Raw genomic sequence first — 19618 nt, forward strand, 5'->3', positions numbered from 1 at the left:
TTAGTGTGGTTGGCGGGGATCGGCCACCGGCTTGAACACCCGCAACCACTTGCGCGCCGGAAGGCCCCAGCGAGTTTCGATGGTTTCCGCGCGCCCGGCAAGCTCGCCGCGCACCGGATGCCGGGGGGTGCGCAGCGCCAGCACGATGGTGTTGCCCTCGCGCGTCGGCCGGAACGTCCACACGCAGTCCTCGCCGAACACCGAGACGATCTTGCGCAGGCTTTCGTCGAAGCTGGACGCGCGCCCGAACAGGTTGACGGTCATGCAGCCGTCCTCGGTGAGCAGGCGCCGGCAGTCGGCGTAGAAGGCCCTGGAGTCGAGCACCGGCGCTGCCGCCTCGTGGTCGTACAGGTCCACCTGCAGGGCGTCGACCTGGCCGCGCCAGTGCTCGTGCGCGGCGACCTCGCCGGCATCGCCCAGTACCACGGACAGTCGCGCGTCGTCGGCGGGCAGCTTGAACCAGAGGCGGCAAGCCGCGACCACCTGCGGATTCAGCTCGATCGCGGTGGTCTTCATGCGCAGCTGGCGCCAGCAGAACTTGGTGAGCGCGGCGGCGCCCAGCCCGAGCTGCATGGCATGGCGCTTCGGCACCGAGGCCGGTTCCATGAACAGCAGCCAGGCCATCATGCGCTGCACGTACTCCAGCTGGATGTCGAAGGGCCGGCCCAGTCGCATGGAGCCCTGCACCCACTCGGTGCCCAGGTGGAGGTAGCGGACGTCCCCGTAATCGGAGAAATTGACTTCAGGCAGCGGCGGCAGGCGGGATTTCACTGCCGGGGATTATGGCAACGCCCCGTCATGTGATTCCGCGGGCAGCAGCCTTGCCAACCGGGGCAGCGCCTCGATGGCGTTGCGGCGGCAGGCGCGCGCCAGGTCCTCCACGGCGATGCCGCGCAGGTCCGCCAGCACCTGGGCGATGCGCGGCAGTTGCCCCGGCTCGTTGCGCCCCTGCGCGAGGCCGCCCTCGCGTTCCTGCGCGGTGCGATACAGCCAGTGCGGCGGGATGTCGGGCGAATCGGTCTCCAGCACCAGCGCCGTCAGCGGCAGGTCCACCGCCAGCCGGCGGATCTGCTGGGCGCGCTCGAAGGTGAGCGCGCCGCCGAAGCCGAGCTTGAATCCCAGCCGGACGAACTCGCGCGCCTGCTGGTCGCTGCCGTTGAAAGCGTGGGCGATGCCGCGCACCGGTACCCGCCGCAGGTGCTTCAGGAGCTGGTCCGCCGAGCGCCGCACATGCAGGATCACCGGCCAGCCCAGGCGGTCGGCCAGCGCCAGCTGTTCGCGCAAGAAGAACTCCTGCCGCTGCGGGTCCAGCTGCGGCAGGAAGTAGTCGAGGCCGATCTCGCCCACCGCCACCAGCCGCTCGTCATTGCGGCCGGCCAGCAACGCATGCTCGAGGCGCTCCAGGTCTTCGTCGCGGGCGCCGCCGGTGCAGATCGGATGGATGCCCAGCGCGTAGCTGTCGCCATGCCGGTGCGCCAGGTCCCGCACGGACGCGAAGTTGCCCACCTCAACCGCGGGCAGCACGCAGTGCGCGACCCCGGCTTGCAGTGCGCGCTCACGGACGCCGTCCCGGTCGCCCGCGAATTCGGCCGCGTCCAGGTGGCAATGTGTATCAATCCATGAGATCACCGTCCGATGATGCCCCAATGGCCCGGGAGCCGCGTGCAGTCCTTGGAAAACCGTGCTACCGTGCAAGCTCACATCCATCTGGATATGCGCAGGTCAGCTCTCTACAGCTCCAGCCGGTCAGCGCGTCCGGCGGCCAGTCCGCCGGAGACCAGTGCGTCCGCGAGCCAGGCTCAGGACAGCGCGCCGGCCCAGCAAGCGCCGGCGCCGCGCAGGCGCCGGCTGTCGCTTTCCAGCCCCGTGCTGATGTGGTCGGCCATCCTGCTGCTGTCGGCGTTGCTGGCGCTCAGTCTGAGCTTGTCGCTGCGGCCGCAGCAGCGCCCGATCACCCAGAAGGACATCAACGCCGCGGTGCTCAAGACGATGGAGACGCAGGTCCTGCCCTCCGAGTACGCCAAGGCCTACGAAAACATCCGCCCGTCCATCGTGCGCGTGGTCGGCTACGTCAAGAAGAGTAAGCTGAAAGAGTCGATGGGCAAGTCGCATGGCGTGCCCCGGGCCAAGCCCAAGGCGCTCGGCCCTGCCGTCGAGCCCGATACCAACGACGACAACGAAGAGGTCGAGCAAGGGGTAGGCACCGGCGTCGTCATCATCGACAAGGGCGTGATCCTGACCAACCTGCACGTGGTCTCGGGCTCCGATCGCATCAGGGTTACGTTCCAGGACGGTCTGGAAGCCGATGCCGCGATCACCGGCGTGCAGCCCGAGAACGACCTGGCGGTGCTGCAGGCGAGCAAGATCCCCGATGACCTGATCGCCGCGACGATGCGCTCGACCGGCGACCTCGCGCCCGGCGACAAGGTCATGGCAGTGGGCTTCCCGTTCGGTATCGGGCCCTCGGCCTCCGGCGGCATCGTCTCCGGGCTGAAGCGCGCCTTCCGGTCGCCCGAAGGCAAGCAGGAGATGAACAACCTCATCCAGTTCGACGCGGCGGCCAATCCCGGCAATTCGGGCGGGCCGCTGGTGACCATGGACGGCGAGGTGGTCGGCATCGTCACGGCGATCCTGAACCCGACCCCGGCGCGCACTTTCATTGGCATTGGTTTTGCTGTACCGATCGAGAACGCGGCCTCGGCCGCCGGGCTGCCGCCCTTCTGACGACTCCACACCCGACTCGCGAGGACCCCCGCCCCTATGGAACCGAACCGCCAGGACACCGACACCGCGCAACTGATGGAGCAGATCCTCTACGAGGTCAAGCGCGTGGTCGTGGGGCAGGACCGCTTCCTCGAACGCGTGATGGTCGCGACCCTGGCGCAGGGCCACCTGCTGGTCGAAGGGGTGCCGGGCCTGGCCAAGACGCTGACCGTCAAGACCCTGGCCAACACCATCCGCGGCCAGTTCAAGCGCATCCAGTTCACCCCCGACCTGGTGCCGGCCGACCTGGTGGGCACGCGCATCTACAACCAGAAGACCGGTGAGTTCAGCACGGCGCTCGGCCCGGTGTTCACCAACCTGCTGCTGGCCGACGAGATCAACCGCGCGCCGGCCAAGGTGCAAAGCGCCCTGCTCGAGGTCATGCAGGAGCGGCAGGTGACCATCGCGGGTGAGACGCACCGCGTGCCGGAACCCTTCCTGGTGATGGCGACGCAGAACCCGATCGAGACCGAAGGCACCTATCCGCTGCCCGAGGCGCAGGTCGACCGTTTCATGATGAAGGTGCTGGTCGACTACCCGACGGACGAGCAGGAATTCGTCATCGTCGAGCGCGTCACCGGCCCGGCGATCACGGTGCAATCGGTGGCCACCACCGACCAGCTGGCGGCGCTCCAGCAAGAGTGCCGGCGCATCTACGTCGACCCCTCGCTGGTGCAGTACGCGGTGCGCCTGGTCTCGGCCACGCGCACGCCCGAGCGGCACGGCCTGAAGGAGCTGCGCCCCTACATCACCTTCGGCGCCAGCCCGCGCGCCACCATCAACCTGACCGAAGGCGCCCGGGCGCTGGCGATGCTGCGCGGCCGTACCTATGTGCTGCCGGAAGACATGACCGACCTCGTGGCCGATGTGTTCCGCCACCGGCTGGTGCTGTCGTACGAAGCCCTGTCCGAAGGACTGTCGGCAGATGCGCTGGTGGAGCGGATCATGGCCAAGATCCCGGCGCCGCAGAAACCGCTCGAGCATGAGAAGCTGGTGGCATAAACAACGACCGAACGCGGTGCGAGCCGCTTCCCCGGGCGCCGCGCCCGAGTCGACCGAGCGCGTGCTGCGCCGGCTCGAATGGACCACCATCCGCCGGCTGGACGGGCTGCTGCAGGGCGACTACCGCACCCTGCTGCGCGGCGCCGGCCTGGACCTGGCGGACCTGCGCGAATACCAGCACCACGACGACGTGCGCCACATCGACTGGAACGTGACGGCGCGCATGCAGGTGCCGCACGTGCGCGTGTTCACCGAAGACCGCGAAATGGCGGCCTGGTTCCTGATGGACCTGAGCCCCTCGGTCGATTTCGGCTCGGGCGAGCAGCGGAAGCGCAACGTGTCGGCCGATTTTGTCGCCGTGCTGGCGCGGCTGCTGACACGGCACGGCAACCGCGTCGGTTCCATGCTGTACGGCTCCGGCGTGGATTCGGTGATCCCGACCCGCGGCGGCCGCCGCCACGTGCTGCACCTGCTGCATGCGATCCGCCAGCGGCCGGCGCCGGTGGAGTCCGGGCCGACCCGGCTGCGCGAACTGCTCGACGCCGCCGCCTCGCTGATCAAGCGGCGGTCCACTTTGTTCGTGGTGTCCGACTTCATCAGCGAGCCGGGCTGGGAACGCTCGCTGGCCCAGCTGGCGCAGCGCCACGAAGTTGTGGCGGTGCGGGTGCTCGATCCGCTCGAGCTGGAGCTGCCCGACCTGGGGCTGCTGACCATCCGCGACGCGGAAACCGGCGAGCAGTTGCTGGTGGACACGCACGACGCGGGCTTCCGCAAGCGCTTTGCCCGCATCGCCGCGCAGCGCGAGGCCGAACTGCGCGAAGGCCTGACCAAGGCCGGCGTGGACGCGCTGGAGCTGTCCACCGACGGCGACCTGGTCGACGCCGTGGTGCGCTTTGCCGACATGCGCAAGCGCCGCGCCCGCCTGTCGGCCGGCGGCAGCTTGCCCGCTCACCTGAAACATGCTGCCTGAGGTGTCGACATGAACTTCCTCTGGCCCGAATTCCTGTGGCTGCTTGCCGCCCTGCCGCTGTTGGTGCTGCTGTACATCTGGTTGATGCGGCGCAAGAAGAAGATGGCGCTGCGCTACGCGTCGCTGTCGATCGTCAAGGAAGCCATGGGCGGGGCTCAGAGCTTCAAGCGGCACATTCCGCCGCTGCTCTTCCTGCTGGCGCTGGCGGCGATGCTGGCGGCGGCGGCGCGGCCGGTCGCGGTGGTCACCCTGCCCTCGAACCAGCAGACCATCATCCTGGCGATGGACGTGTCGGGCAGCATGCGCGCCACCGACGTGCAGCCCAACCGGCTGGTGGCCGCGCAGAATGCCGCCAAGTCTTTCCTGGCCGAGCTGCCGCGCCACGTCAAAGTGGGTATCGTCGCCTTCGCCGGGTCGGCCCAGGTAGCGCAGCTGCCCACGACCAACCGCGAAGACCTGGTCACGGCCATCGACCGCTTCCAGCTGCAGCGCGCCACCGCCACCGGCAACGCCATCGTGATCTCGCTGGCGACGCTGTTTCCCGATGCGGGCATCGACCTGCAGACGCTGCAGATGGGCCGCGAGCGCCAGCGCGGCGTCGCCATCGACGGCGAGAAGAAGGAAAAGAAGGAGTTCCAGCCGGTGGCACCCGGCTCCTACACCTCGGCCGCCATCATCATGCTGACCGACGGCCAGCGCACCACCGGGGTGGATCCGATCGACGCCGCCAAGATGGCGGCCGAGCGCGGCGTGCGCGTCTACACGGTGGGCATCGGCACGGTGGACGGCGAGACCATCGGCTTCGAGGGCTGGTCCATGCGCGTGCGCCTGGACGAGGAAACGCTCAAGGCCATCGCCCAGAAGACCGACGCCGAATACTTCTACGCCGGCACGGCGCACGACCTGAAGAAGGTCTACGACACGCTCAGCTCCAAGCTCACGGTCGAGAAGAAGGAAACCGAGATCTCGGCCCTGTTCGCGATGACGGCCGCCGTGCTGGCGCTGCTGTCGGCCGGCCTGTCGCTGCTCTGGTTCAACCGGATTCTTTGAGCCGCCTCACAGCGGTTGCGGCTGGGTCGGCTCGAACCCGGGCCGCACGAGGGCCGCCGGCACCTGTCCGCGGGCGGCGGGAACCGGGGCCGGGGCGGCTTGGGCCGAGGCGGCTTCTGCCCGGGCCTGCTGCCACTGCTGGCGCGCCTTGCCGACCTGCGTCGCGAAGCTGGCGCGCTGCCGCTCGTAGAGCGCCTTCACATCCTCCGTCCAGCCCACCACGATCCACGGGTGCTGCTCGGCGATCCGCTGCAAGGCCACCAGCACCTCGTCTTCCTTGCCGTCGATCTTCACGTGCTCGCCGCGCCACTTCAGCATCAGCGCCTGGGTCTGGCCGGCCGGGATGACGTAGTACAGCTTCTTCTTCGTCACTTCGACGTAGGCCCACAGCAGCTCGTTCAGGTTGTGCAACTGCAGGCCCAGCAGGCTGCTGCGCACCAGGTAGTTGGCGCCGATCTGCCAGCCGCCCAGCTGCTGCGCGTCATCGCGCTCGCCGCGCACGGCGGCGTCCAGCGCGCGCAGGTCGCCCCAGGCCGAGGCCTTGCGCAGCGCGGGATGGGTGTGCGGCTCGGCCATCCAGGCCCGCCCGGTCAACGCCAGGTAGCCCGCGACCACGAACGCCGCCAGCGCGCCCAGCAGCAGCCAGTGCCCGCTGCCGCGGTAGTCGTGCAGCTCCAGCTCCATCGGCAGGAACAGCGCCTGCAGGTCGGCGCCGTCCTTGCCGTTGAACAGGGCCTGCACGGCGCGCGGCTCCAGCGGCCGCAGCTCCCCCGTGAGCCGCGTGCCCGGGCTGCCCTCTTCCGATTGGCGCACCAGGATCAGCCGTTGGTCCAGCAAAGCGGCGTGATAGCTGGCCGACACGCTGCGCCCGCGTTCGACCCCGCGCTTGGTGCGCACGGTCACTTCGGTCATGCCGGTGTCCTGGATCGCGCGGGCGTCCAGCCGCACCCAGCGCCGGGGCAGGGCTTCCAGCGAGGGCGCCCTTTCGAGCTCGGCGGCCGTCATGAGCGCCGGCCCGCGGAAGTACTCCTTCAGGTAGGTGGCATTGGCGGCCAGCACGCCGGCGGCCCCCAGCGCCACGAGTGCGGCCAGGATGATGCGGTTGCGGCTCGTGCGCCGCACTTGTTCGAGCAGCCAGTTGGCAGCCATGGTGGTTCTCCTTCCCCCAGGATGGCTGCTATCTTAATCTTAGGTTCTAAGCGGCCCGCGCCGCGGTTGTCTAAGCGCGTAGGGCCTGTTAACGCTATGGGAGGGCTCGCGCCGGTGGCTGTCAGGCCGCAGGGCTAGGCGCGGCCGAGGCCGTGTGCTCGTGCACACAACGAGGTCGCAACGACGCCCTGCGGCCTGACAGCCACCGGCCCGAAGGGTGACCCAGGAAACGGGCGCCCTCGGCGTTGCAAATGCTCGCCGGGGCCCACCCCGGCTGTGCTTTGCGCCTTGATGGCGCCCGTTTCCTGGGTCACGCGAGCCCTCCCATAGCGTTAACAGGCCCTAGTCTTCCGGCCGCCAGCCGGAGGGTGCGCCCGCAGCGCGCGGCCAACTGCTCGTCATGCGTGACCATCACGAAGGCCGTGCCGCTCTTGCGCGCCAGTTCCAGCATCAGCTCGAACACCACGTCGGCGGTGCCGCGGTCGAGGTTGCCGGTGGGTTCGTCGGCCATGACGCAAGCCGGGTGCGTGACCAGGGCGCGCGCGATCGCCACCCGCTGGCGCTCGCCACCGGAGAGTTCCGCCGGCCGGTGCCGCAGGCGATGCTGCATGCCCACCGCTTCCAGCGTCCGCGCGGCCTGCTCATGGCAGCTGTCGGGCGTGTCGCGCCGGATCCGCAGCGGCATGCCCACGTTGTCCAGTGCGCTGAATTCCGGCAGCAGGTGGTGGAACTGGTAGACGAAGCCCAGGTGCCGGTTGCGCAGGCGCCCCTGGCCGGCCGCGTCCAGCTGCGAAAAGGCCTCGCCCATCAGCTGCACGCTGCCGGTGGTCGGCGCGTCCAGGCCGCCCAGCAGGTGAAGTAGCGTGCTCTTGCCCGAGCCGGAGGCGCCGACGATGGCCACGGTCTCTCCGGCGCGCACTTCGAGATCGACGCCGCGCAGCACTTCGACGTCGATGTCGCCTTCATGGAAACGTTTGGTCAGGCCCTCGGCCTTGAGCACCACCTGGCCTTCACTCATAGCGCAGCGCCTCGGCCGGGTTCACGCGGCTGGCGCGCCAGCTCGGATAGATGGTGGCGACGAAAGCCAGCACCAGCGAAATCACGGCGATCGGCATGATGTCGCCGCGCTGCGGGTCGCTGGGCATGCGGCTGATCAGGTAGATGTCGCGCGGCAGGAAGCTGGCGTTGAACAGGCGCTCCAGCGCCGGCACGATCACGTCGATGTTGAAGGCCACGCCCAGGCCCAGAAGCAGCCCGAGCAGCGTGCCGATCACGCCCACGGCCGCGCCCTGCACCACGAAGATGCCCATGATGCTGGACGGGCTGGCGCCCAGGGTGCGCAGGATGGCAATGTCGGCGCGCTTGTCGGTCACCGTCATCACCAGCGTGCTCACCAGGTTGAACGCCGCCACCGCGACGATCAGGGTGAGGATGATGAACATCATGCGCTTTTCGACCTGCACCGCGGCGAACCAGGTGCGATTCTGGCGGGTCCAGTCGCGCACCAGCGGCGCGCCGCTCAGCGTGGCCGACAGTTCGGCCGCCACCTGCGGCGCCTGGTGCAGGTCCTGCAGCTTCAGGCGCACGCCGGTCGGCCCGTCCAGCCGCAGGATGCGCGCCGCGTCTTCCTCGTGCAGCAGGGCCAGGCCACTGTCGTATTCGTAGTGGCCGGAATCGAAGGTGCCGACCACGGTCATCTGCTTCAGGCGCGGCACCACGCCCGCCGGCGTGACCTGGCCGCCGGGCGCGATCAGCGTCACCGGATCGCCCTCGCGCACGCCCAGGTTGCGCGCCAGCTCCGCGCCCAGCACGACGCCGAAGCGCCCGGGCTGCAGCCGCGCCAGCACCGGCTTCATGCCCATCGCCAGGTCGGTGACCTCGGGTTCGCGCGCCGGGTCGATGCCGCGCACGATGGCCCCGCGCATGTCCTCGCCGCGCGCCAGCAGGGCCTGCGAGGCGATGAAGGGCGCGGCGCCGACCACCTCCGGATGGCGCTTGGCCTCTTCCATGGTCTTGTTCACGTCGGGCAGCACGCCGCCGTTGGCGCCGTAGATCTCCACATGCGACACCACGCCCAGCATGCGGTCGCGCACTTCCTTCTGGAAGCCGTTCATCACCGACAGCACGATGATCAGCGCGGCCACGCCGAGCGCGATGCCCAGCATCGACACGCCCGAGATGAACGAGATGAACCCGTTGCGGCGCGTGGCGCGGCCGGCGCGGGTGTAGCGCCAGCCCAGGGCCAGTTCGTAGGGGATGGTGGGCACGTTAGTGAACTATTGCTGTGCTGCGGATTGTGTCATCGCCGAGAATACCGGGATGTCGGACGGTGCCGGAGCCCACTTACTGATTCCTTTGGCTTCATGCGATGCCGAAGGTTGTATCGCGGCGCGCCGGCACCTGGCCTGGCCCCACCTGGAGAAGCTGCTGGCACGCCTGGCGCCCGCCAGCGGCGGCGACGACGACGGTGGGGCGAACACCCTGTCCATGCCGCACGAGCGCGCGCTGGCCCGCGCGTGGGGCCTTCATGCCCCCGACGGCGGGATTCCGTGGGCGGCCTGGCAGTTGGCGCAGGCCGGCCGCGACCCCCAGGGCGCCGCCTGGGCCTGGATCACGCCCTGCCACTGGCGTGTGGGCCGCGACCACATCGCCATGGACGCGCCGCAGCAGCTGGCCCTGGATGAGCGCGACTCGCAGGCGCTGCTGGCGGCCATGCGGCCGTATTTCGAGGAAGACGGCATCGCCCTGGAGTACGAGGCCCCCACCCGGTGGCTGGCCCGCGGCGAGGTGTTTCGCGGCCTGGCCAGCGCCTCGCTCGACCGCGTGGTCGGCCGCATCATCGATGACTGGCTGCCCCGCTCGCAGCAGGCCCGGACCCTGCGCCGGCTGCAGCAGGAAATGCAGATGCTGCTCTACACCCATCCGATCAACGAAGAGCGGCTGGCCCGTGGGCTGCCGCCCGTCAATTCCTTCTGGGTGAGCGGCACCGGCGCCCTCCCCGCTTCCCCTTCGACGGCGCAGCCGCCGCCCGGCCTGCAGGTCGCGCACGAACTGCACAACCCCGCCCTCCAGCAGGACTGGGCCGGCTGGGCCTCGGCCTGGCAGCAGATCGACGCGCAGCAGTGCGCGCGGCTGCTCGAATCGCTGGACCAGGGCGAGGCAGTGGCGCTCACGCTGTGCGGCGAGCGCCAGGCCCGGACCTGGCACGGCCGCGGCGCGGGGCTGCTGCCCCGGCTGGCCGCCGCCCTGCGCGGCAAACAGGCGGCCGCCGTTCTCGACACTTTATGAAGATCATCACCCGCGACATCCCCCCTCGCGCCGCCTGGGCGCTCGAGCAAGCCGGCGTGCACCCGCTGCTGGCGCGCCTGTACGCCGCCCGCGGCGTCATCGCCATGGAAGAACTGGACGACGCCCTGGCGCGGCTGCTGCCGCCGGCCGGCATGAAGGGACTGGCCGAGGCGGCCGTCCTGCTGGCCGATGCGATCGCCGCCAACAGCCGGATCTGCATCGTCGCCGACTACGACTGCGACGGCGCCACCGCCTGCGCGGTGGCGATCCGCGGCCTGCGGCAGCTCGGCGCCGCCCAGGTGGACTACCTGGTGCCCGACCGCATCACCGACGGCTACGGGCTGACGTCGCCGATCGCGCGGCGGGTCAAGGACAGGGGCGCCGACCTCCTGGTCACGGTGGACAACGGCATCGCCAGCATCGAGGGCGTGGCCACGGCCAACGCGCTGGGCCTCAAGGTGCTGGTGACCGACCACCACCTGCCCGGCGCGCAACTGCCCGACGCCGCTGTCATCGTCAACCCGAACCAGGCCGGCTGCGGCTTCGAAAGCAAGTCGATCGCCGGCGTCGGCGTCATGTTCTACGTGCTGCTCGCGCTGCGCTCCGAGCTGCGCCGGCGCGGCGCCTTCGACGCCGCCAGCCAGCCGAAACTCGACGGCCTGCTGCCGCTGGTGGCGCTGGGGACGGTGGCCGACGTGGTGCGGCTCGATGCGAACAACCGACGGCTGGTGGCCCAGGGCCTCAAGCGCATCCGCGCTGGCGCGCTGCCGGCGGGCCTGGCGGCCCTGCTGCAGGCGGCCGGCCGCAAGCACGAGACGATCACCACCTTCGACTTCGGCTTCGCGCTCGGCCCGCGCATCAACGCCGCCGGGCGCCTGGCGGACATGACGCTGGGCATCGAATGCCTGCTGACCGAGGACGCTGCGCGCGCCGACGAACTGGCACGCACGCTGGACGGGATCAACCGCGAGCGGCGCGACATCGAGGGCGGCATGCGCGAGCAGGCGATGGAAATCGTGGAATCGCTGTTCGACGACAGCGAGGAGCAGCCGCCCGCGATCTGCGTGTTCGACCCGGACTTCCACGAAGGCGTGGTCGGCATCGTCGCCTCGCGCATCAAGGACCGCTGGAACCGCCCCACCTTCGTGTTCGCGCCCAGCCAGGCCGATGGCAAGGAGGACGAGCTCAAGGGCTCGGGCCGCTCGATCGCCGGCTTCCACCTGCGCGACGCGCTCGACCTGGTCGCCAAGCGGCATCCCGGCATCCTGCTGCGCTTCGGCGGCCACGCGATGGCGGCCGGCTGCACGCTGCGCGAGGAGCACCTGGCGGTGTTCGAGCAGGCCCTGGCGCAGGTGGCGCACGAATTGCTGGATGCCGCGACGCTGGCGCGGCGCATCCACACGGACGGGCCGCTGGCGCCGGACTACCGGCGCGCCGACCTGGTGGACACGCTGCATGCCGCCGTCTGGGGCCAGGGTTTCGCGCCGCCGCTGTTCGGTGAAGAGGTCGAGATCGTCTCGCAGCGCCTGGTGGGCGAGAAGCACCTGCAACTGAAGATCCGCCACCACGGGCAGCTGGTGGACGGCATCTGGTTCGGCCACACCGACCCGCTGCCGCCGCGCGTGAAGCTGGCGTACCGGCTGGACGCCGACGAGTGGCAGGGGGTGCGGCGGGTGCGTTTCCTGGTGGAAGGCGCGGAAATCTAGGACCTAAGCCGGCCCTTCAGGGCCGCATGCCGACCGGCACCGGCGCCTGTTGATTGTCGAAATACGCGAAGAGCCGGGCCGAGATTTCACGCAGTTCCGGATCGTCCAGCGTGTGGGCGCTCGCGAGCTGCCACATCGCGTATTCGCGGTCACCGAGCATCATCGAGGTGTTGACGCAGTGGCCGTGGCCGGCCATCAGCAGGGCAAAGGCACAGAGCAGCCGGATCGGGCAGTAGTGCTGCGCATCAGGGGATTCGAAATCGTCCGATGCGTCAAGGGAAGACGGCGCGCCATCGTGCCGCCATGCGCCTGAAGGGGATACCGCGTTGTCCATGGCCCGCTCCCAGTGAAGCCTATGCCTTCAATCTAGGATGCGGCCGGTCCGCTGACCGTCGGCGCTCATGCCCCGTCCGTGTCGGACACTGCCGAGTCGGTGGAAGGACGCCTGGACGAATTCGCGTCGGTCAGCGCGAGGAAGCGGCGTAGCGGTTTGCCTTTGCACCGGCACTGCCCGTGGTCTGCGGATCCGTGGCGAGGCCGGCGCATTGGACGAGCGAGTCTTTGGTGTTGCGGCGCACGCATTCCTCCACCGCGCGCTGCTCACCCAAGAGGTTCTCGTGGCGCAGCTCGGCCTTGCGCACCTGGCCGAGGCAGACCATCCACAAGGCCGTCAGCTGAACCACGACCAAAACGGCCAGCAGCACCCTCAAGCCGAGATCGGCACGCGACAGCTGGCGCAAGGCGGGTGGCATGACGTTCACTCTCCGATACCTTTCATGCGATCCTAGGCAGTGCCTGCGCACCGTCGGCCGCCGCCTGGCGCATGTCGCTGTAGGACAGAATGGCTCGACCATGGTTGAAAACCGCCCGATGACGCTTCTGGACGCGCAGGCGACGGCGCAACGCCTTCCTTATCCCGCCCTGCTGCGCCAGGTGCGGGAGGTGCTGGCCGATCCCTCGGTGCAGGTCCCCGACCGGCTGGTGCAGCCATTGCCGGGCGGCGGCAGCCTGTTCGTCATGCCGGCGCTGGATGCGCGCATCGCCATGACCAAGCTGATCACCTTCACGCCCGGCAACGCCGGCACGCCGCGCCCGGCCATCCAGGGCGACGTCGTCGTCTTCGATGTGAAGAGCGGCGAGCGCCGGCTGGTGCTCGACGGCCCTACCGTGACCGCCCGCCGCACGGCCGCGGTGTCGCTGCTGGCAGCGCAGGAACTGGCGCCGAAGCCCGACGGGCCGCTGCTGGTGGTGGGCGCGGGCGCGCAGGGCCATGCCCATGTGGAGGCCTTCATCGAGGTGCTGGGCGTGCAGGAGGTGCTGGTGGCCTCGCGCAGCGCCGCGAGCGCCCAGGCCTTGGCCGGGCATGCGCGCCGGCTGGGCGCGCGCGCGAAGTTCACCGCCGATGCCGACGCGGCCCTCGCCGACTGCGCGCTCGTCGTCACCTGCACGCCGGCCGCCGGCGTCGTGCTGTCCGGCATCCCGCGCCCCGATGCCTTCATCGCCGCTATCGGCGCCTTCACGCCGGCCATGGTGGAACTCGCGCCGGACCTGTGCCGGCATTGCGCCAGCCAGGGCAGCGTGGTGGTCGACACCCCGCTGGCCGCGCAGGAAGCGGGCGACCTGCTGCAGGCCGGGCTCGATGCGGCCGGCTTTCCGACGCTGCGCGAGGTCTTGCTGCAGGCGCAGCCGGGCCGGCGCGGCCCGGTGCTGTTCAAGAGCTGTGGCTGGGCCGGCTGGGACCTGGCCGCCGCGCGGGCGGCCGCGGGCTGAAGCGAGCCCGGATCAGGCCTTGGGCAGCGTCACGCCGTGCTGCCCCTGGTACTTGCCGCCGCGATCCTTGTAGCTGGTCTCGCAGACCTCGTCGCTCTCGAAGAACAGGACCTGGGCACAGCCTTCGCCGGCGTAGATCTTGGCGGGCAGGGGCGTGGTGTTGGAGAACTCCAGCGTCACGTAGCCCTCCCATTCGGGCTCGAAGGGCGTGACGTTGACGATGATGCCGCAGCGCGCATAGGTGCTCTTGCCCAGGCAGATGGTCAGCACGTTGCGCGGGATGCGGAAGTACTCCAGCGTGCGCGCCAGCGCGAAGCTGTTGGGCGGGATGATGCAGTAGTCGCCGTGCATGTCGACGAAGCTTTTTTCGTCGAACTTCTTGGGGTCCACCACCGTGCTGTGGATGTTGGTGAAGACCTTGAATTCGGGCGCGCAACGGATGTCGTAGCCGTAGCTGCTGGTGCCGTAGCTGATGATCTTGTGGCCATGGGCCTCGCGGACCTGCTTGGGCTCGAAGGGATCGATCATCCCGTGCTGCTCCGACATGCGCCGGATCCACTTGTCGCTCTTGATGCTCATGGGCTCGATGAAGGTTGCGGGCCAATATACCAAAGCGGCCGGTCAGCCCTCCCGCACCGGTCCGGCCTGCCTTTGCAGGCGCTTCAGGAAACGGCTCATCTCGCCGGCGGGCTCCATGCCCTGGTCCAGCCGCATCAGCGTGCGGCCCTGCGCGTCGCGCAGCACGTACATCACGATGGGCGGCAGGGTGTCGAAGGTGTGGCGCCGCTGCGCCTGCGACACCCCGATGTCGCGGAACGCGCGCAACTGCCGGCGCACGTCCTCGCGCGTGACGCTGGCCACCTGCGACAGCGCCACGCGCGTCGGCGCGAAGGCCTGGGACAGGGTGATCCATTCCATGTCGCAGCGCACCGTGCGGCCAAGGTTGCGCCAGGCCGAGGCGCCCATGAAGCCCATCCAGCCCAGGCCGAGCAGCACGGTGCCGTATTTCTCCAGGGCCATGGCCTCGTCGCCGGCCAGCAGCGGCAGGCCCACCGCCGGCAGCCCCAGCATCAAGGCCCAGAACACGTTGGCCCGCCAGGACTGGCGCGGCTCGCGCAGGACGATGGGCCGGCCGTCTTCGTCGTGGCTCGGGTCGAAGGTGGCGAAGGCCATCAGGTTCCTCCGATAACCACGCGTTCGATCGCGCGATCGTCGCCCAGCACGATGAGGGAGAACAGCAGTTCGTCCAGGCTGCCCGCCAGCCGCGTCTTGCGCGCCAAAAGCGGCGTGGCGCCGGGATCGATGACGATGAAGTCGGCTTCGCAGCCGGGCTGCAGGTTGCCGATCACGCCTTCCAGCCCCAGGGCCTGCGCGGCGCCGGCGGTGTGCTGCCACCACAGCTGCTGCGGCGACAGCGACAGGCCCGGCTTGGTCTGGCCCTCGCGGCCCACGTAGTAGGCGGCGAGCATGGTGTGGAAGGGGCTGAAGCTGGTGCCGCCGCCCACGTCGCTGGCCAGCCCGTAGCGGAAGCCGATGCGCTCGGCGCCTTCGTAGTCGAAGAAGCCGCTGCCCAGGAACAGGTTGCTGGTGGGACTGACGGCAGCGGCCGCGCCGGTGCTTCGCATCAGGCGGCGGTCCTCGTCGTCGAAGTGGATGCAGTGCGCGTAGATGGCGCGCTCGCGCATCAGGCCGAAGCCCTCGTACACCGCCAGGTAGCTGCGCGCATCCGGAAAGAGCTGGCGCGCCCAGGCGATCTCCTCGCGGTTCTCGGCCACGTGCGACTGGATCCATACCCCGGGGTAGCGGGCGGCCAACTCACCGGCGCCGCGCAGCTGCGCCTCGCTGCAACTCGGCGCGAAGCGCGGCGTGATGGCATAGCCCAGGCGGCCCACGCCGTGCCAGCGCTGGATCAGCGCTTCGGTGTCGACCAGCGACTGCTCGGTCTGGTCGCGCACGCCCTCGGGCGAATGCCGGTCCTGCAGCACCTTGCCCGCGACCATCCGCAGGCCGCGCCCGCCGGCCTCGGCCATCAGCGCATCGACCGACACCGGGTGCGAGGTGGCGAAGGCCAGCGCACTGGTCACGCCGTGGCGCAGCAACTCGTCGATGAAGAAGGTCGCCAGCGCGCGCGCGTGCCCGGCGTCGGCGAAGCGCGCTTCATGCGGGAAGGTGTACTTCTCCAGCCACGGCAGCAGCCCCTCGGCCGGCGAGCCGATCACGTCCAGCTGCGGAAAGTGGATGTGCAGGTCGATGAAGCCCGGCGCGATGATGCGGCCGGGAAAATGCTGGACAGCCACGCCCGGAAAGTTGGGCGCCAGCGCCGCGTAGGAGCCCACCGCACGCACCACCTTGCGGCCCGTGGCGTCGGGGCCGACCACCAGCAGGCCATCCTCCTCGTAGACGGCACTGCGGTCATCGGCAAAGCGCAGGATGGCGGCGCGAAACGCTTGCATGCGCCTATTGTCAGGCCAGCGCGGCGCCCGCCGGGTTGCCCCGGTGCGCGGGATGCGACACACTGGGGCGGCCCGGCGAACCGGGACTGGAGGCGCCATGGAAGCGATCCCACCCAAGCAGGTCTTTCAGCGCACGGCTTCGATCGAAGAGCGGGTCAACGCCGTCCAGGCCGTCCTGCAGGAGCAGGGAGGGGACGCGGCGGCCGGGCTGGCCGACCTGGATCACTCTGCACAGCAGGAATGGGTGCCGCAGAACGGCGCCCGCGTCGTCGCGCGTGCCTGGTCCGACCCGGCATTCCGCGCGCGCCTGCTCGCCGATGGGCGCGCCGCCGTGGCCGAGATGGGGCTGCCCATGCCCAAGCACCACCGGCATCTGGTCGTGCTGGAAAACACCGCCACCGTCCACAACGTCATCTGCTGCACGCTCTGCTCCTGCACCGCCTTCACCCTGATCGGGCTGCCGCCGGACTGGTACAAGGACTTCGAGTACCGCTCGCGCGTGGTGCGCGAGGCCCGGACGGTGCTGAAGGAAATGGGGCTGGACCTGCCGCCGGAGACGGAGATCCGCGTGTGGGACACCACCGCCGATACGCGCTACATGGTGCTGCCGATGCAGCCGGCCGCAACCGTGGGGTGGTCGCCCGAGCGGCTGGCGGCGATCGTCACCCGTGATTCCATGATCGGTGTAGCGCGGCTTTGAAGGGGCACAGATGGACGGCATGCATGATCTGGGCGGCAAGCAGGGTTTCGGCCGGGTGCGCTACACACTGAACGCGCCGGCATTCCACGCTTCGTGGGAGGTGCGGGCCAATTCGCTGTACGCACTGGCGGTGCGCCGCGGCCTGTTCAACATGGACGAGTACCGCCATGCGATCGAACGCATGGAACCGCGCCACTACCTGTCGGCCGGCTACTACGAGCGCTCGCTCACCGGTTGCGCGACCCTGCTCGTGGAAAAGGGGCTGGTCACCCACGAAGAACTCGAGCGGCGCGCGCAGGGCCGGTTTCCGCTGGCGGCGCCCGCCGCAGAAGGCCGCAGCAACCATCCGGCAAGCCAGCCGCTGCGGGCCGGCGACCGGGTCCGGGTGCGCGCCGACTACGTGCCGGGCCACGTGCGCATGCCGGGCTACATTCGCGGCAAGACCGGCGTGGTGGTGAGCGAGTCCCCGACCTACCCGTTCCCCGATGCCCATGCGCACGGCGTCGCGTCGCAGGACGAGCCCACCTACGACGTGCGCTTCCGCAGCGAAGACCTGTGGCCCGGGTCGGCCGAGCCGGCCCTGGTGCACGTCGCCGTGTTCCAGAGTTACCTGGAACGCATCGCCTAGGGTCCGAACAGGCCCTTTACTTCGACACCTTGCCGACCACGCCGGTCACCAGGTAGTTCATCGTCAGGATCTGCTCGTCGGACAGCTGCTGGCCGGCGGCGATGAGCGACTTGCCCTCGTTGTCCGCGATCGGCCCGGCAAAGGGCTGCAGCTTGCCGGAGGCGATGTCCTTCTGGCGCGCCAGCACCTCCTCCTGCACCGCCTTGGGCACCTTGGGACCGAAGGCCTCGATGCGCACCATGCGCTCCTTCACGCCGCCCCAGAGCTTGTCGCTCTTCCAGGTGCCGTCGAGCACCGCCTGCGTGCGGCGCTTGTAGTACTCGTCCCAGTGGTGGGTGACCGCGGCGATCTGGGCGTCGGGCCCGGCCTGGCGCATGTCGGAGTGATAGGCCACCGCCATCTTGCCGCGCTCCTGCGCCACCCGCATGGCCGCGTCGGTCGCGGTGTGGAAGGCAATCACGTCCACGTCCTGGTTGAACAGGCTCATCGCGGCTTCGCGCTCGCGCCCCGGATCGAACCAGGCGTTGAGCCACACGACCTTGACCTGCGCCTTCGGGTTGACCGAACGCATGCCCAGCGTGAAGGCATTGATGCCCTGCAGCACCTCGGGGATCGGGAAACCCGCCACGTAGCCGGCGACATTGGTGCTGGTCATGCGGCCGGCCAGCACGCCGGCCAGGTAGCGGCCTTCGTAGTAGCGGGCGTTGACCGTGGCCACGTTGGGCGCGTTCTTGTAGCCGGTGACCGACTCGAACTTCACATCGGGGAAGTCGCGCGCCACCTTCAGGGTCGGCTCCATGTAGCCGAAACTGGGCGTGAAGATCAGCTTGTTGCCCTGCTGCGCGAGGTCGCGGATCACGCGCTCGGCATCGGCGCCTTCCGGCACGTTCTCGACATAGCTGGTCTTGACCTTGCTGCCGAAGGCCGCGTCCACCGCCCGGCGGCCCTCGTCGTGCTGGTGGACCCAGCCGGTGTCCATGATGGGTGCGACATAGACGAAGCCCACCTTGAGCGGCGTCGCAGGCGATTGGGCAAAAGCGGGAGTGAAAAACGAGGCGGCCGCAATGAGCACGGCAGCGAGGTTTTTGTACATGGTGTTCCTCTACATGGCCCCGGATGAATCGACGAAAGTGGCCGCCGGGGCGCGGCCTCTGACCCGCTATTTTACCGGCGGGCCGGGCGGGGGCTGGAGGCCGAGATCGGCGGCCAGGGCGGCGACCAGTGCCTCGGGCGCGGAAGCGAACCGGATGAACCTGAGCTCGTCCGCCGCGACGACACGCTGCGCCACCAGGCCCTGGATGCGTGCCTCCAGCCCGCTCCAGAGCGTCCGGTCCCCCAGGAAATAGACCGGAATCCGCCTCAGCTGCGAGCTCTTGATCATCTCCAGCGCCTGGTAGGTCTCCCACTCGGTGCCGGTGCCGCCGGGGGCGATCACGATCGCGGCCGAGTGGCGGACCATCGCGGCCTCCCGGACCGCGACGCTGGTGAAGATCAGCCCGTTCGTGACGTAGGGGTTGAAGGCCTTCGCCGGATCCCCGCCGTAAGGCCGTTGCGGGCTGGGACTTGGCGACCGGTCGTAGTAGGTCGTGTAGCCGATGCTGGGTCCCCCGCCCTCGGCCGCACCGCGGTTCGCCGCTTCCATCAGGCCCGGGCCGGCGCCGGCCATCACGGGATATTGCTGGCCGAAACGCCGGCTCCAGTCGGCGGCAAACGTGCGCACGGCGCCGTAGAGCGCGTCGTAACGGGCTTTCAGCTGCGGGTCGCAGGGCCCGCCGGGCAGGCAGGCCTCATTGGCCTCCCTGATGCGGGAACTGCCGAACACGGTGACGAAGCCGTTCGGGTAGCGGCTCGCCTTGAACACCTCGCCGCAGTAGGTGTCGCGGGCCAGGTCCGCCGCCGGGATGTCGTTGTCCAGGCCGCGGTAAGGCCCCACGTACTCGGCCTTCACGCCTGCAGCCACCGGGCAGTCGAAGGACGCCGCCACCGGCGCGCCCTGCTGCCGTGGCAGGGGCGCCTGGCACGCCGACAGCGCCGCCAGCATCAGGGCTGCGGCGCAGCCTTTGAAGACAGAACGCATGACTCCCTCTCCTCCTGCGCGGCATCGCATCCGCGCTTGTCTTCGTGACCGATCCCTGATCC

Annotated in this window: 21 protein-coding genes; 9 read left to right on the top strand and 12 right to left on the bottom strand. The window is 69.6% G+C overall.

The window, feature by feature from the left end:
• Together UC35_RS04655 and UC35_RS04660 are read right to left on the bottom strand one after the other, a co-directional pair.
• Positions 1–771: a spermidine synthase gene (locus tag UC35_RS04655; protein WP_061496657.1), complete on the bottom strand. Its 771-nt coding sequence runs from the start codon at positions 769–771 to the stop codon at positions 1–3.
• Positions 772–780: 9 nt separating this feature from the next.
• Positions 781–1629 carry a TatD family hydrolase gene (locus UC35_RS04660; protein WP_061496659.1) on the bottom strand — a complete coding sequence of 283 codons (849 nt, stop codon included), beginning with the start codon at positions 1627–1629 and terminating at the stop codon, positions 781–783.
• Between the two features lie 84 nt (positions 1630–1713).
• Between UC35_RS04660 and UC35_RS04665 the strand changes: the two genes are divergently transcribed.
• The 4 genes from UC35_RS04665 to UC35_RS04680 are packed head-to-tail and all read left to right on the top strand — an operon-like array spanning position 1714 to position 5785.
• Positions 1714–2724 carry a S1C family serine protease gene (locus UC35_RS04665; RefSeq protein WP_061496661.1) on the top strand — a complete coding sequence of 337 codons (1011 nt, stop codon included), beginning with the start codon at positions 1714–1716 and terminating at the stop codon, positions 2722–2724.
• 36 nt (positions 2725–2760) lie between these two features.
• The gene (locus tag UC35_RS04670; RefSeq protein ID WP_061496663.1) at positions 2761–3765 is read left to right on the top strand and encodes an AAA family ATPase; all 1005 of its coding nucleotides are present in this window, start codon (positions 2761–2763) and stop codon (positions 3763–3765) included.
• Positions 3746–4735, top strand: a complete 990-nt coding sequence (locus tag UC35_RS04675; protein ID WP_082792640.1) for a DUF58 domain-containing protein — start codon at positions 3746–3748, stop codon at positions 4733–4735. Before UC35_RS04670 ends, UC35_RS04675 begins: the two co-directional genes overlap by 20 nt.
• A gap of 9 nt (positions 4736–4744) precedes the next feature.
• Positions 4745–5785, top strand: coding sequence for a VWA domain-containing protein (locus UC35_RS04680; RefSeq protein ID WP_061496666.1), 1041 nt, complete (start codon positions 4745–4747; stop codon positions 5783–5785).
• 6 nt (positions 5786–5791) lie between these two features.
• Here UC35_RS04680 and UC35_RS04685 read toward each other — a convergent pair whose 3' ends face one another.
• The 3 genes from UC35_RS04685 to UC35_RS04695 form a co-directional block, all read right to left on the bottom strand.
• Entirely contained in the window at positions 5792–6934 is a 1143-nt protein-coding gene (locus tag UC35_RS04685; protein ID WP_061496669.1) for a DUF6709 family protein, read from the bottom strand.
• 310 nt (positions 6935–7244) lie between these two features.
• A complete protein-coding gene (lolD, locus tag UC35_RS04690; protein WP_061496671.1) occupies positions 7245–7952 on the bottom strand; it encodes a lipoprotein-releasing ABC transporter ATP-binding protein LolD in 708 nt (235 codons plus the stop codon).
• The gene (locus UC35_RS04695; protein ID WP_082792642.1) at positions 7945–9201 is read right to left on the bottom strand and encodes a lipoprotein-releasing ABC transporter permease subunit; all 1257 of its coding nucleotides are present in this window, start codon (positions 9199–9201) and stop codon (positions 7945–7947) included. The genes lolD and UC35_RS04695 overlap by 8 nt, the downstream gene beginning before the upstream one ends.
• Before the next feature lie 88 nt (positions 9202–9289).
• Between UC35_RS04695 and UC35_RS04700 the strand changes: the two genes are divergently transcribed.
• Positions 9290–10222, top strand: coding sequence for a phosphoglycerate mutase (locus UC35_RS04700; protein WP_227820446.1), 933 nt, complete (start codon positions 9290–9292; stop codon positions 10220–10222).
• Positions 10219–11928, top strand: a complete 1710-nt coding sequence (recJ, locus tag UC35_RS04705; RefSeq protein WP_061496674.1) for a single-stranded-DNA-specific exonuclease RecJ — start codon at positions 10219–10221, stop codon at positions 11926–11928. Before UC35_RS04700 ends, recJ begins: the two co-directional genes overlap by 4 nt.
• Positions 11929–11944: 16 nt before the next feature.
• Here the strand turns inward: recJ and UC35_RS04710 are convergent, their stop codons facing one another.
• Positions 11945–12262 (bottom strand): hypothetical protein, encoded by a 318-nt coding sequence (locus UC35_RS04710; RefSeq protein WP_061496676.1) that lies wholly within the window; start codon positions 12260–12262, stop codon positions 11945–11947.
• A gap of 130 nt (positions 12263–12392) precedes the next feature.
• Positions 12393–12680, bottom strand: a complete 288-nt coding sequence (locus tag UC35_RS04715) for a hypothetical protein (RefSeq protein ID WP_061496677.1) — start codon at positions 12678–12680, stop codon at positions 12393–12395.
• A 100-nt stretch (positions 12681–12780) separates the two neighbouring features.
• On the opposite strand from UC35_RS04715, the gene UC35_RS04720 reads away from it, so the two are divergent.
• Positions 12781–13698, top strand: a complete 918-nt coding sequence (locus UC35_RS04720) for a delta(1)-pyrroline-2-carboxylate reductase family protein (RefSeq protein WP_061496678.1) — start codon at positions 12781–12783, stop codon at positions 13696–13698.
• Between the two features lie 12 nt (positions 13699–13710).
• Here the strand turns inward: UC35_RS04720 and dcd are convergent, their stop codons facing one another.
• From dcd to guaD, 3 genes are read right to left on the bottom strand one after another with little or no spacing between them, the layout of a single operon-like run.
• The gene (gene dcd, locus UC35_RS04725) at positions 13711–14277 is read right to left on the bottom strand and encodes a dCTP deaminase (RefSeq protein ID WP_061496680.1); all 567 of its coding nucleotides are present in this window, start codon (positions 14275–14277) and stop codon (positions 13711–13713) included.
• A gap of 42 nt (positions 14278–14319) precedes the next feature.
• Entirely contained in the window at positions 14320–14871 is a 552-nt protein-coding gene (locus UC35_RS04730) for a hypothetical protein (protein ID WP_061496681.1), read from the bottom strand.
• Positions 14871–16151 (bottom strand): guanine deaminase, encoded by a 1281-nt coding sequence (guaD, locus tag UC35_RS04735; protein ID WP_061496683.1) that lies wholly within the window; start codon positions 16149–16151, stop codon positions 14871–14873. The genes UC35_RS04730 and guaD overlap by 1 nt, the downstream gene beginning before the upstream one ends.
• A 97-nt stretch (positions 16152–16248) precedes the next feature.
• Between guaD and UC35_RS04740 the strand changes: the two genes are divergently transcribed.
• Together UC35_RS04740 and nthB are read left to right on the top strand one after the other, a co-directional pair.
• Positions 16249–16851 carry a nitrile hydratase subunit alpha gene (locus tag UC35_RS04740; protein ID WP_061496685.1) on the top strand — a complete coding sequence of 201 codons (603 nt, stop codon included), beginning with the start codon at positions 16249–16251 and terminating at the stop codon, positions 16849–16851.
• A gap of 10 nt (positions 16852–16861) precedes the next feature.
• Positions 16862–17479 carry a nitrile hydratase subunit beta gene (nthB, locus tag UC35_RS04745; protein ID WP_061496687.1) on the top strand — a complete coding sequence of 206 codons (618 nt, stop codon included), beginning with the start codon at positions 16862–16864 and terminating at the stop codon, positions 17477–17479.
• A gap of 16 nt (positions 17480–17495) precedes the next feature.
• On the opposite strand, the gene UC35_RS04750 is transcribed toward nthB, so the two are convergent.
• Both UC35_RS04750 and UC35_RS04755 read right to left on the bottom strand, forming a co-directional pair.
• Positions 17496–18572, bottom strand: coding sequence for a BMP family ABC transporter substrate-binding protein (locus UC35_RS04750; protein WP_061496689.1), 1077 nt, complete (start codon positions 18570–18572; stop codon positions 17496–17498).
• 66 nt (positions 18573–18638) lie between these two features.
• Positions 18639–19556 carry an LOG family protein gene (locus UC35_RS04755; RefSeq protein ID WP_061496692.1) on the bottom strand — a complete coding sequence of 306 codons (918 nt, stop codon included), beginning with the start codon at positions 19554–19556 and terminating at the stop codon, positions 18639–18641.
• Between the last annotated feature and the right edge of the window lie 62 nt (positions 19557–19618).

Origin of the sequence: Ramlibacter tataouinensis, assembly GCF_001580455.1 — a bacterium.
GTDB lineage: Bacteria > Pseudomonadota > Gammaproteobacteria > Burkholderiales > Burkholderiaceae_C > Ramlibacter > Ramlibacter tataouinensis_B.